The 12,143-nt window shown below is 42.7% G+C and carries 11 protein-coding genes and 2 pseudogenes; 8 read left to right on the forward strand and 5 right to left on the reverse strand.

Annotation, left to right across the window (positions count from 1 at the left end):
- Window positions 1-102: 102 nt before the first annotated feature.
- From P7F88_RS07425 to P7F88_RS07435, 3 genes are all read left to right on the forward strand, one after another.
- Complete coding sequence (locus tag P7F88_RS07425; RefSeq protein ID WP_277823303.1) at window positions 103-1,992, forward strand: PTS mannitol transporter subunit IICBA; 1,890 nt, start codon at window positions 103-105, stop codon at window positions 1,990-1,992.
- Window positions 1,993-2,089: 97 nt separating this feature from the next.
- The gene (locus P7F88_RS07430) at window positions 2,090-3,238 is read left to right on the forward strand and encodes a mannitol-1-phosphate 5-dehydrogenase (RefSeq protein ID WP_277823305.1); all 1,149 of its coding nucleotides are present in this window, start codon (window positions 2,090-2,092) and stop codon (window positions 3,236-3,238) included.
- A gap of 59 nt (window positions 3,239-3,297) precedes the next feature.
- Window positions 3,298-3,828: an MltR family transcriptional regulator gene (locus P7F88_RS07435; RefSeq protein WP_277823307.1), complete on the forward strand. Its 531-nt coding sequence runs from the start codon at window positions 3,298-3,300 to the stop codon at window positions 3,826-3,828.
- Between the two features lie 260 nt (window positions 3,829-4,088).
- On the opposite strand, the gene P7F88_RS07440 is transcribed toward P7F88_RS07435, so the two are convergent.
- Window positions 4,089-4,709 (reverse strand): LysE family translocator, encoded by a 621-nt coding sequence (locus P7F88_RS07440; protein ID WP_277823309.1) that lies wholly within the window; start codon window positions 4,707-4,709, stop codon window positions 4,089-4,091.
- 191 nt (window positions 4,710-4,900) lie between these two features.
- Here P7F88_RS07440 and P7F88_RS07445 point away from each other — a divergent pair, with 191 nt between their 5' ends.
- The 5 genes and pseudogenes from P7F88_RS07445 (at window position 4,901) to P7F88_RS07465 (ending at window position 8,508) form a co-directional block, all read left to right on the forward strand.
- Entirely contained in the window at window positions 4,901-5,506 is a 606-nt protein-coding gene (locus tag P7F88_RS07445) for a DedA family protein (RefSeq protein WP_277823311.1), read from the forward strand.
- A gap of 86 nt (window positions 5,507-5,592) precedes the next feature.
- A pseudogene (locus tag P7F88_RS07450) lies at window positions 5,593-6,668 on the forward strand (D-alanine--D-alanine ligase).
- A gap of 14 nt (window positions 6,669-6,682) precedes the next feature.
- Entirely contained in the window at window positions 6,683-7,219 is a 537-nt protein-coding gene (locus P7F88_RS07455) for a DinB family protein (RefSeq protein WP_277823313.1), read from the forward strand.
- Complete coding sequence (locus P7F88_RS07460) at window positions 7,219-7,983, forward strand: NRDE family protein (protein WP_277823315.1); 765 nt, start codon at window positions 7,219-7,221, stop codon at window positions 7,981-7,983. The genes P7F88_RS07455 and P7F88_RS07460 overlap by 1 nt, the downstream gene beginning before the upstream one ends.
- Before the next feature lie 70 nt (window positions 7,984-8,053).
- Window positions 8,054-8,508: pseudogene (locus P7F88_RS07465) on the forward strand (YHS domain-containing (seleno)protein).
- 86 nt (window positions 8,509-8,594) lie between these two features.
- On the opposite strand, the gene P7F88_RS07470 reads toward P7F88_RS07465, so the two are convergent.
- The 4 genes from P7F88_RS07470 to P7F88_RS07485 all read right to left on the reverse strand — a co-directional run bounded on the left by P7F88_RS07470 (window position 8,595) and on the right by P7F88_RS07485 (window position 12,020).
- Window positions 8,595-8,996, reverse strand: coding sequence for an HVO_A0114 family putative DNA-binding protein (locus P7F88_RS07470; RefSeq protein WP_277823317.1), 402 nt, complete (start codon window positions 8,994-8,996; stop codon window positions 8,595-8,597).
- A 1-nt stretch (window position 8,997) separates the two neighbouring features.
- Window positions 8,998-9,354, reverse strand: coding sequence for a toxin-antitoxin system TumE family protein (locus tag P7F88_RS07475; protein WP_277823319.1), 357 nt, complete (start codon window positions 9,352-9,354; stop codon window positions 8,998-9,000).
- A 149-nt stretch (window positions 9,355-9,503) separates the two neighbouring features.
- Window positions 9,504-11,129 carry a PTS fructose transporter subunit IIC gene (locus tag P7F88_RS07480; protein WP_277823321.1) on the reverse strand — a complete coding sequence of 542 codons (1,626 nt, stop codon included), beginning with the start codon at window positions 11,127-11,129 and terminating at the stop codon, window positions 9,504-9,506.
- Window positions 11,130-11,510: 381 nt separating this feature from the next.
- A complete protein-coding gene (locus P7F88_RS07485) occupies window positions 11,511-12,020 on the reverse strand; it encodes an NUDIX hydrolase (RefSeq protein ID WP_277823323.1) in 510 nt (169 codons plus the stop codon).
- Window positions 12,021-12,143 lie beyond the last annotated feature (123 nt).

Consider the following 12,143-nt stretch of genomic DNA (forward strand, 5'->3'; position numbering starts at 1 on the left):
AAATGATGTGTTAGATTGAAATTGTACTAATTAATCAGCGAGCCAAATAACTCGCAATACATCAACTAAACACAATTTCAGAACATCGAACGGGGTACTCTTATGCTAACACCTGGAGCGAAGGTCAAAGTCCAAAGCTTTGGTCGTTTTCTATCAAACATGGTAATGCCAAACATCGGCGCATTCATTGCGTGGGGTTTCATTACTGCACTATTCATCCCAACTGGCTGGCTACCAAATGAAACACTAGCAAGCATGGTTGGCCCAATGATCAAATTCCTGCTTCCACTACTTATCGGTTACACCGGTGGTAAAATGGTTGGCGGCGACCGCGGTGCGGTTGTAGGTGCTATCACAACAATGGGTGTTATCGTTGGTACGGACATCCCAATGTTTATGGGAGCAATGATTGTTGGTCCTGCTGGTGGCTGGGCAATCAAGAAATTTGACGAAGCAGTTCACGGTAAAGTGAAGAGCGGCTTCGAAATGCTAGTTAACAACTTCTCTGCCGGTATCATCGGTATGATCTGTGCGATCATCGCATACGTAGTTGTTGGCCCAGCAGTAAAAGTACTGTCTAACGGTTTAGCAGCAGGCGTAAACGTTCTAGTTGAAACAGGCATCCTTCCTCTAACATCACTTTTTGTAGAGCCTGCGAAAATCCTGTTCCTGAACAACGCAATCAACCACGGTATCTTCTCTCCACTGGGTATCCAGCAGTCTGAAGAGCTTGGTAAATCTATCTTCTTCCTAATCGAAGCAAACCCAGGTCCTGGTTTAGGTCTTCTACTTGCTTACATGATGTTTGGTAAAGGTAACGCTAAGCAGTCAGCACCTGGCGCAGCGATCATCCACTTCCTGGGCGGTATCCACGAAATTTACTTCCCATACGTACTTATGAACCCACGCCTAATCCTTGCAATGATTGCTGGTGGCGCGACTGGTGTAGCTGTAAACGTAATGTTTGATGCAGGTCTTGTATCTCCAGCATCACCTGGTTCTATCTTCGCAGTATTACTGATGACTCCTAAAGCAGCATTTGTCGGTGTAATCCTATCGGTAATCGCATCTGCAGCAGTAACCTTCTTCGTAGCTTCTCTACTGATGAAGACTCAGAAACAAACTGACGACGAAGAAGATTCTCTAGAAGCGGCTTCAGCTCAAATGGCTGACATGAAAGCAAGCTCTAAAGGTGCTGCGGCAGCTTCAGAAGCAGCAGTAGACATGGGTGCGGTTAAGAAAATAATCGTAGCGTGTGACGCTGGTATGGGTTCAAGCGCAATGGGTGCAAGCCTTCTTCGTAAGAAAGTAGACGCTGCTAACCTTGGTATTGAAGTAACTAACCTTGCAATCAACAACCTTCCAGGTGACGTAGATATCGTTGTTACACACCAGGATCTAACTGACCGTGCACGTCAACACGCAGGGCAAGCAAAGCACATCTCATTATCTAACTTCCTGGATAATGCGCTGTACGACAATCTTGTTGCTGAGCTGGTATCTGCAAAAAAGCCTGATGCACCAGTAGACGCAACCGTAAGCTCTAGCGACGAGGAAAAAACGCTAAAGCTTTCTAATGAGAACATCTTTCTAGGAATGAAAGCTGAAACCAAGGAAGAGGTAATCAGGTTTGCTGGTGAACAGCTTGTAAAGCTTGGAAATGTAGCTCCAGAGTATGTTGAAGGCATGCTAGCTCGTGAAGAACTTGTTTCAACTTACTTAGGTGAATCAATCGCTGTTCCACACGGCACGATTGAAGCCAAACAATATGTTCAAAAGACGGGTATCGTTTTCTGTCAGTTCCCTGAAGGCGTTCAGTGGGGTGAAGACGAAGACGATGTAGCGAAGATGGTAATCGGTATCGCTGCACAAGGTGACGAACATATTCAGGTAATCACCGCAATAACGAATTCACTTGATGATGAAGAGGCGGTTAACTGTTTGCAGACAACATCGAATCCGGAAGATGTGCTGCGAATCCTAAACAGCTAATCAACTGATTAGTTCATCATAGCTCCTTAAGTGAATAAGGTCAGTTCCTCCCCCATGTCGGCTGACCTTTTTTTAAAATTTTTGTAGGAAAAAACTCATGAAAGCTCTACATTTTGGCGCAGGCAACATCGGCCGTGGTTTTATTGGTAAATTACTTGCAGACGCTGGTATCGAAGTAACATTTGCGGATGTAAACGAAGTTGTTGTTAACGGACTAATAGAAAAGAACGAATATCCGGTTAAAGTGGTAGGCGAAGAGTGCGTAGTTGAAATGGTAACTGGTGTTACAGCAATTAACTCTACTTCTCCAGAGGTCGTTAACCTTATAGCCGAGTCAGATTTAGTGACCACAGCTGTTGGTCCTACGGTTTTGAAAATAATTGCTAAAACTGTTGCTCAAGGTATTGAAAAACGTCTTGAAAATGGTATCAATACACCCTTAAACATTATTGCTTGTGAAAACATGGTTCGTGGAACCAGTCAGTTAAAAGCGGCAGTATTTGAACTATTAACTGATGATATTAAAGCGCAAGCAGAGGAGTTAGTAGGATTTGTTGACTCTGCGGTAGACCGCATTGTTCCACCAGCAGAAGAAGGCGAAGAGAATCCTCTGGCTGTAACCGTTGAAACCTTTAGTGAGTGGATCGTAGATGAAACTCAGTTTAAAGGTGACATTCCAGAGATTGCTGGGATGGAAAAAACTGACAATCTAATGGCATTTGTTGAGCGCAAACTGTTTACTCTTAACACGGGTCACTGTGTTACAGCATACCTTGGCTGCCTAAAGGGTCACGAGACAATTCGCGAAGCCATTGAAAACCCAGAAATCCGCAGTGAAGTGAAAACTGCGATGGAAGAGAGTGGTGAAGTATTAATTAACCGCTATGGCTTTGACCGCGAAGCTCATGCCGCTTATATTGAAAAGATTCTTGGCCGCTTCGCAAACCCATACCTTGTTGATGAGGTAGATCGTGTTGGAAGACAACCAATTCGAAAACTTAGCGAAAACGATCGTTTGATCAAACCACTTAACGGTACAATCGAGTATGGTACGTCTAACGATACACTGTTAAAAGGTGTCGCGGCTGCGCTAAAATATAAAAATGAAGATGACCCACAAGCAGTTGAACTGCAGCAGTCTTTAGAAGAAGCAGGAATCAGAAAGACACTTGCTAAGTATACTGGGTTAAGTGAAGACAGTAAGGAAGCAATTCAGGTTGAAGCCCTGTACTGTCACATAAACTAAAGAAGCAGTCCGGAGAGGTTTCACCGGCCTCTTCGGATTGACTTTTAAACGTAATATATATGACAGATACAATCAGCGAATCAGAGATAATTGAAAGACTTAACGCCGCACCAAACGTTAGAGGCTTTTTCATAGCAGCGGTGGATGTCTTTAATGAATCTTTAGACGCGTTGATACAACGTGTATTCCGTAAAGACGATTTTGCGGTTCAATCAGTTGTCGGCCCTCTTCTTCATGACTCCGGTCCTCTCGGAAACCTCTCAGTAAGACTCAAATTACTTTTCGGATTAGGTGTGTTACCTGATGACGTATACCATGATATCGAAGACATCATCAAACTCAGGAATACGCTTAATAACGATGCTACAGAATATGAGTTCACGGATGTGAATGTTCTGGAACCACTGAAAAAGCTTAAGTCCGCACAAAAGATGGGAATCTCCATGGTGACGATTACTGAACCAGAAGAAGATGATGACCAGGAGTTCTATCAGCTACAGATGCAAAGACAAAGACAGGTAATAAAGTCAGGAATGTCGTTGGCTATCGTGGATATATGCAGCCAACTTGATAAAGACAGCCCCTTCTAAAACAAGCAAACCGCCAAATGGCGGTTTTTTTGCGCTTCAGACTTAAGCTAGTGTGAAAACAAGGCCTATTACTGTTAATGAGAACAAGCAAATACGCTCTAGAAGGCCAAATACTTGATATTCTATTTTTTCTGGTTTCATAAACACTCTCCCCAAAATCAAAATGTATATACATAGTATAATCACCAGATACACAATGCAAGTACATAGTGATGACATTCATCATTAATTAGAGAATTAATCGAGCTAAGGAGTAAAGTTTAAGAAACAAACAGCCACACACCTACACCCATCATAAGCGTGCCAGAAATTCTATTCATAAAGCGCACATTCTTTGAGTGGCCAAGCACCCTTTTCAGACCTTTACCGCCAGTGGCATAGAGTGTCATACAGATAAACTCAGAGATCATAATAATGCCAACTAGTAACACCAACTGCAGTGTTATTGGCTTACTATGATCGATAAATGGTGGCAAAAGAGAAATCATGAACGCCCAGCCCTTCGGATTAGCAATCGCAGTGACAAAACCCTGCACGACCAATTCCCAGTCGCTTCCAGACTCTACCTGCGTGGTCTCTTCTGTTATCGCTAGTTTCCCTCTTGATAGCCACATTTGAACCCCGAGAAAAAACAGATAACTAGCCCCAATGGCTTTAAAAGCAACAAACAGCCATGGGTAATTAAGCATGACAGCGGCAATTCCCAGTACCGCGGCAACCGAGACTAATGCAACACCGACTACCTCCCCCGCCATCATCCACAATGTACGCCTATATCCAATACTCATACCGAGGCTAAGTGCCAGGGTCATACACATGCCTGGAGTAATAGATACAAAAAAGAAAGTCGGAATAAATACACCGAGAAGCGAAAAATTCATTTAACTGTTTTCCTAGAAGACTTAGCGCCTAGCCTTTATTTACCGTTGTTTATACTGAAGTTGTTAAGGTAACTCTATTTGCTTGTTTTTAACACCAGGAATAAAGATTTTTTAAACTTTTCAATTTAGTTGAAAGATTTATCCGAAACGCTGGGTCTACTGTAGGGCAAATAAAATGATTGAGTGTAATTATGGAATGGATAGCAAACGTAAATAACTGGTTAGGAGTATCTGGCACTTTCAGCCTGATGGTGACTATTATTTTACTTTCTTATCTTCTAGAAGATCTCGCCATCATAACCGCAGCTCTGCTTGCCGCCGACAACGCGCTTCCGGCCGAGTACGCTCTTATCGCTATTTTCATCGGAATCGCCAGTGGAGACGCCGCTTTATATGGCGCTGGAATGATAGCTTCTAAGTGGCGTGCTCTACGATTAAAACTACTGACTAATAAGCAGATGCGTTATGTCAGAAAAAAACTGCTTACCCGGCCTTTCATAAACATAGCCATCATTCGCTTTATACCAGGACTCCGGACTTTGGGTTTCACACTTAGCGGTTTGTTTAAAGTTAACTTTGTTTATTTTCTGTTTTCAGTTCTGGTAGCTACCGCAGTTTGGACTGTCATCATCTTCTTTTGTATCTACCAGTTAGGTTCCGTCAGCTGGTTACAAGACAGCCAATGGAAGTGGGTCATCGCCCCAGTAGCGCTTGTTTTGCTCTGGCTGCTGAATCGAACAACCGCCCGGACTTCAATTTCAAAACGTGCTAACAACAGACAAGGAGTGTCCGCGTGAGAGCATTAACTAAAAACAATTCTCAAACCACCAGAGATACCAACAACGTGATACCTTTCCAACTAACTCCAGCCGTCAACTCAGGCATGCCTAAAATGGACACCTCAGGACCTGCGGTTTCAAAATACGAGTTCTGGCCCACCTGGTTTTTCTATGCACCCGTTCTGGTGCAAAGTTTGTGGCACAGTCTACGTTACCGAGGCATTTGCTTACCTTTAGTCGCTAATCCTTCTATTTGGTTAAGTGGTATGGTCGGTGAATCCAAAAAAGAGATCCTCGAGCTTGCTGGAACTGACGCAAAAGAATGGATTCTTCCTTTCACCACGCAAAGACGAAACAATAGTGATACAGAGCTACAGTATCGAGATGCCAAAGATGCGATAGCAGAAAGCAAACTAACCTACCCCTGGTTGCTAAACCCGACAGAGGTTGCCGTGGTGCAGGAGTAAAACTGATTAAAAACGACCTGCAGCTTAAAAACTATATTAAGAGCTTTCCTGCTGGTGCAGATTATTTGCTTCAGAAAAAGTCAGACTACGAAGCTGAAGCCGGTGTCTTTTGGATGCGTTATCCGGGCGAATCTAAAGGACAGATATTTTCTATAACCTTAAAGTACGCACCGTTTGTTGTAGGAGATGGAAAGAACACCTTAAGCGAACTGATTGATATAGATGAAAGAGCAAGCCAGATATCACATCTCTACCGCTCCAGACACACAGAGAAACTAAACACCGTCATTCCTATTGGACAAAAATTTCAGCTTGCTTTTGCCGGTAGCCACAGTCGTGGTTCGATATTCAAAAATGGCAATCAATATATCTCTGATGGTTTAACCAGAAAGCTGGATGAAATATTTGATGATTTTGAAGGTTTTCATTATGGAAGATTAGATATCAAGTTCAAAGAAATCGATAGCCTGATGAAAGGTGAGGACTTTCAAATTATCGAAATAAATGGGGCAAGCAGTGAGGCGACTCATATCTGGGATAGTAAAACACCACTTTCAGAGATTTTTAATACGCTGCTTTTTCAATATAAAACACTATATAAGATTGGTTACCTGCAAAAAAAAGCAGGGCATAAGCCTCCTTCTCTGATGACTCTTTTCAGGACGTTAAAAGAAGAGAAAGCGCTAGTAAAACAATATCCAGAAACAGATTAAAGCGGAGAAGAATAATGACAACACAACCACCTATGCATCTATGCCCATCGATATCGGGAAATATTGAAGCAATTGACCAGGGACTGGAGCTTTTCTCTGTTCTATCCAATGAAAACTACGTGTACAAGGCTAAACCTTACGTAGACAGTTCTATGGGGGAACATTTAAGACATATCTTAGATCTCTATCACGCTGTAATTAATGAGTCAGAAACCGGAGTCATCGATTACGATCATCGCAGACGTGGCGCTCATGTAGAACGCGAACGTATGGTCGGCATCAAAGAGTTAACCGAGATAAAAATCTGGCTGACAAAACTAAGCGAGTCCGAATTAAACCGAAACGTTATTATTCTTTCTGAAGCCTCGATTTCTACCCAGCAAGTTTGTGAAATGACTTCAACTCTTCAACGTGAACTACTGTTTGTTGGCAGTCATACTATCCATCACTTTGCATTAATTAATGTCATCGCAAAGCATCTTAAACTGGATACTGACGAACGATTCGGTTACGCACCTGCTACAGCAACTTATCTAAGGAAACAAGCATAATGTGTACAGCATCATGGCTTCTTGAGGAAGACGGTTTCCAGCTATTTTTTAATCGTGACGAACAGGTAGGAAGAGTTCTGGCAACCCCTCCACAGTTATTCGATATTGACCCGGACAACAACCATGCTAGCTTCCTGATGCCTGTTGATCCACAAGGTGGCGGTAGTTGGATTGCGGTCAATGAGTTTGGTCTGGCTGTCTGCCTACTTAACTACTATCAGGGAGAGGTTCCTAAAGGTGAACTGATAAGTCGAGGACAGCTTGTTAAGAATTTCTCTTCTCATCAAAGCAGCGAATCACTGATTAAAGAGTTCACTCAGATCGATTTTTCAAAGTATGCACCTTTTACTTTTATGGTTTTCGACAGTGCATTGAGCAAGCATAATGGACACGTGAAGGCGCTTCGCTGGGATGGGAACAGCATCATTGAATTTCTTGCCCAGCCACCGATGATCTCAAGTGCCGTCGATGCCGAAACTGTTCATCACACACGCAGTGAGCTGTTTCACACCTATCAGGCAGAAGGAGATACTGTAGAATCACGCCTAGCATTTCACCACAGTCATCATCCGGAACAGGGACATTTATCGCCCTGTATGCATAGAGAAGACGCTCATACAGTAAGCTTCACCTTGATCAAAGTGTCTTATGACAATGTAAGCATGAGTTATCAGGAAGGGGCACCATGCCTGCAAAATCCCTATCAGCATAAACAGCTTAAACGTCGCCACACTGAAAAGATGGTTCAGGTGTCTCTGAAATAAAACACAAATAATCTGAAAGATTTCCGTGAGTTGGCCTTTCCTTATGAATACCGACTCAGGAGATTTTGTTATGAAAAAGATTGTTATGCTTATTACCCTGGCTTTAAGCCAGTTGATGTTCTCTCTTAGTGCTCACGCAGAAGACCCGGTATACACAGGCATATTTAGTAATAAGGCAGTAGATGGCTACGATACCGTTGCTTATTTTACTGAAGGAAAACCAGTTAAGGGCTCTAAAGAGTTCAAAACAGAATACATGGGGGCAGACTGGTATTTTGCCTCTAAGGAAAACCTAGACAAATTCACAGCAGACCCAGAAGCTTTTGCTCCTCAATACGGCGGTTACTGCGCCTGGGCAATTGCAGAAAAAGTGATTTTGCACCCGGGGATCCTGAGCAGTGGAAGATTGTAGACGGAAAGCTATACCTTAACTACAACGCAGATATACAAAACCGCTGGCTAAAAGATGTACCGGGCTTTATTGCAACTGGTGATAAGAACTGGCCGAAGCTTATTCAACAATAGCATTGCTAACATACAACCTAGAGAGCTACGGCATTAATAATCATGATGCCGTAGTAACATTCTATGAAAAGCATCTCTTATAAAATCTAAGCCACTGATGGTTCCACAGATAGTTGCAACAGATAATATTCGAGTTCAGAGTCAGTCACAATTTCAAAGTCAGTATATAACGCGACTGGTTTGACAGCTTTGCCCCTTCCCTGCTCCAACCTAACAAACCCTTTCTCACTCAATATTTTGAGTGTGTTGGATAAGTTGGATTTTGCCCTACCCGTTAACTCTGATAACTGAGTTAAACTTTCCGGTCTCTCTGAGTCTATTAAACGAAGAAGATCAATATTTTCTGGCCGAAGGATTTGTGAAATAGCATTAATCGAGGTGTACCAAACTTTAGGTTCACCTGTTTGTGGCTTGTACTTACCTTGTGCAATCGCCAGTAACCGAACGCGAATCAACTTTTCAGACATAATACCAATTCTTGCTTTCATATTACCTACCTTCTATTGCTGCAATGGTTCTGTCTACACCCTCAAAGAAATCCTGAAGCAACGAATAACAGTCAGAAAATTCATATGGTGTACCATGGTCTATCGCCGATTTATGCAAGTGATCGTACTCATAGCGTTTACCACTAAATCTTTTACTCTTCGGTGGCTTTACCGCATGAGCATTATCATGCCCAAATATCCTTTTATTAAACTTGTTATGCAGAGTTAAATTATAGCGAATACCGTGAGGACGCTCTTTTGTAGGTGGGACGCTCCAAGCTTCTATTTTCCACCAGTAACCATCATCCCTATGTACTTGTTCACCGTGCATACTCAGTAAAACATCAATACCTTCCACATCATAACTCCAATATAATGTTATGACCAGAGTATAACTAAATATGGTATGCCTAAAAGTATGAAAAGAACCGAATCAGGCTCCATGGATAGGTTAAAAAAAAGATGCCTTTCGACATCTCTTTTTTAGTTTTTAGTTCGAGAACTTAATTAAGCTTGTGCTTTTGTTGCTGCAGTCTTGCTCTCTTTGTTCATCATCTTCAGACCAATCGTGATTGCCATTGATACTGCGATACCGATTACGAAGTATGTTAGCCATGTTAGAGGCTGGCTTATTACTGGTAGCATGAACACCGCACCACCTGCAACTGTACCGATTGTAATCTTAGATGAAAGAATCAGGCCTGCTGCTACACCACCACCAATCATGTGAGCCGGGATGATACGCATTGGGTCTTTAACAGCGTAAGGGATTGCACCTTCAGTGATACCACAGAAGCCCAGGATTGCTGTTGAAGGACCAGCCAGACGGTCTTCCTCGTCGAAGTAACGCTTGAATAGGAATGCCATGATACCTAGAGACATACCTGGGATACATTTCGCTGCAGTAAACGCTGCGTAGAAGATAGATGCATCACCGTCGAAGCTACCACTTGTACCCACACCGATACAGAACATGTAAGCCGCTTTGTTTACAGGGCCACCCATGTCGAAACATGCCATTGCACCAAGGATGAAGCCAAGAATCAGTAGGTTGTTTGTACCCATTGATGTTAGCCACTCAACCAGACCAGAGTTCAGTTCTGCGAAGAATTTACCAGGACCAACGTACATGAAGATAATGGTTAGCACACCTGCAAGAAGCGGAGTGATGATAATCATCTTCACGGATTCCAATACTGCCGGAACCTTAATCTTACGGACAAGCATTACAAACAACGCTGCTGCTGCACCTGCTACCAGACCACCCAGGAAACCACCTGTCATAATGGAGATCTTACCGAAGCCGCCACCTACTGCAACGTAGCCACCTACAAAGCCCGGAGCAAGACCTGGCTTACCAACCATGCCGTAAGCAGTAAACGCTGCCAGAACACAGATCAGTAGTGGGTTGAATGCTTTCAACGTACTGTAGTAAATGAAGTGGACGATACCCTGGAAAGAGGTTTCGAACTGCGCTTTACCTTCAGCGGTACCTATTGCAGCATAAACTTCTTTCTTGATTGCACCGATTTCACTGTTTTTCAGACCTTCAGCGGCATTAAGAATACCTAGGTCAGCGTAAGTTTTACCAGTGTACTCTGTCAGGATAGCTTCATCATAAAGGTGGGTGTAATCGTAACCAAAGAATAGGTTAAGTAGACCTACACAAAGACCACCGATTATTACAAGAGGAATGATGTGAGATACGCCTGATAGTGCGCCTTTGTACCAATCTTTCAGGAACTTAACAACGATGTTGTCGTTGCTTTCTTCTGTTGCTTCTTCAAAAGGTGCTGTAGCCGCTGCTTTAGGAGCCGCGCCACCCGCTTTTACTTTTGCTTCAAGAGCGTCAAACATTTCATCAGCTTTCTTGATGCCATCTTTAACTTTACCCTGAATTGAAGGAAGGCTTTCAAAGCGTTCGATTTCCGCTACACCAACATCTGTTGCGTAGATGATACCGTCAGCTTCTGCCACGTCTTGCGCAGTGATACGGCCATCGATACCGTTAGCACCTTGTTTTTCTACCTTGATTTGCCAGCCGCGTGCTGCAGCTTTGTTTTCTAAATTCTTAGCCGCCATGTAGGTGTGAGCCACACCGGCGGTACATGCAGTAATAGCTAAGATTTTCATGTTCTGCCCCTTTGTTCCGTCTCTAGTCGTATGAGCAACAGATGAATCACTCAATGACTATATTGTTACCCAATTTGTCCTAATCATCCGTGACAGATCTCACAATCAGAAAACTTTTGTATTAAATTGGTACCATACATAAATAAACAAATTGCCATACAAACACCAAAAACCACAATTATTCATTCGAAAACCATTTACACACGAACAAATAAATTCATACTTTACAATAAGTTAATCAGGAAAGAATAAACTAAACACATGTAAATGCATAAATCAGAAACCCAAATACACAAATTAGAGACAAACAGGGAAATTATGCGTATTCAGCTAGCAGAGCATCTTCTTATAGAGGAACAAATACAACTTCAAGACATACATCTAACAAGACAAATGAGATACAAGTTTATCGATTGCCCTTTTTGCCGACTCAAACGCAAAGTTTTCCAACTCGATATCTTTTAGTTTAGTCCATTGGATGGACTCAACATCATCATCGGCGACAAGGTGAGGTTTCTCGTCGAGTTCAACCAGGAAGAATGCATCTAAAGTTTTGTATTCAACGTTTTTGTACAGATAAGTATTAGGGTTGGAAGCAACATATTTCGGGGACTCAAACGAAAAACTGAGCTCCTCTTTTAGCTCTCTTATCGCCGCCTGCTCGAGAGATTCATCCGGATCAACAAACCCTCCAGGAAGATCCCACATCCCCTTGCCTGGCTCTCGGCCACGTATCGCAATTAGTATTTCATCCTTACAGACTATTGCGACCATAACAGCCGCTGCCGTATTCTGAAACAGTGTGAAATTACATTCGGAACATACAAACTGTTTTGTAGGTAGATAATTAGTTTGCAGAGCTTCGGCTCCGCAGTCCGGACAGAATTTCATTTTATTCCCTCATAGTTGAATCAAAGAGTTTTTCTCAGCGTATCAACAGCAACTTTATGTGGCTACTGTTACGTACTTAAAACGCCTAAAGTTGTACAGCCTGAGACCGATAAATGGCTATAA

This window comes from Vibrio hannami (assembly GCF_029589055.1).
In the GTDB taxonomy this organism is placed as follows: Bacteria; Pseudomonadota; Gammaproteobacteria; order Enterobacterales; family Vibrionaceae; genus Vibrio; species Vibrio hannami.

Bases quoted from the DNA above. Each gene is read 5' to 3' on its own strand.
- P7F88_RS07425 (WP_277823303.1), top strand. From the start codon at position 103: ATGCTAACACCTGGAGCGAAGGTCAAAGTCCAAAGCTTTGGTCGTTTT.
- P7F88_RS07430 (WP_277823305.1), top strand. From the start codon at position 2,090: ATGAAAGCTCTACATTTTGGCGCAGGCAACATCGGCCGTGGTTTTATT.
- P7F88_RS07435 (WP_277823307.1), top strand. From the start codon at position 3,298: ATGACAGATACAATCAGCGAATCAGAGATAATTGAAAGACTTAACGCC.
- P7F88_RS07440 (WP_277823309.1), bottom strand. From the start codon at position 4,709: ATGAATTTTTCGCTTCTCGGTGTATTTATTCCGACTTTCTTTTTTGTA.
- P7F88_RS07445 (WP_277823311.1), top strand. From the start codon at position 4,901: ATGGAATGGATAGCAAACGTAAATAACTGGTTAGGAGTATCTGGCACT.
- P7F88_RS07455 (WP_277823313.1), top strand. From the start codon at position 6,683: ATGACAACACAACCACCTATGCATCTATGCCCATCGATATCGGGAAAT.
- P7F88_RS07460 (WP_277823315.1), top strand. From the start codon at position 7,219: ATGTGTACAGCATCATGGCTTCTTGAGGAAGACGGTTTCCAGCTATTT.
- P7F88_RS07470 (WP_277823317.1), bottom strand. From the start codon at position 8,996: ATGAAAGCAAGAATTGGTATTATGTCTGAAAAGTTGATTCGCGTTCGG.
- P7F88_RS07480 (WP_277823321.1), bottom strand. From the start codon at position 11,129: ATGAAAATCTTAGCTATTACTGCATGTACCGCCGGTGTGGCTCACACC.
- P7F88_RS07485 (WP_277823323.1), bottom strand. From the start codon at position 12,020: ATGAAATTCTGTCCGGACTGCGGAGCCGAAGCTCTGCAAACTAATTAT.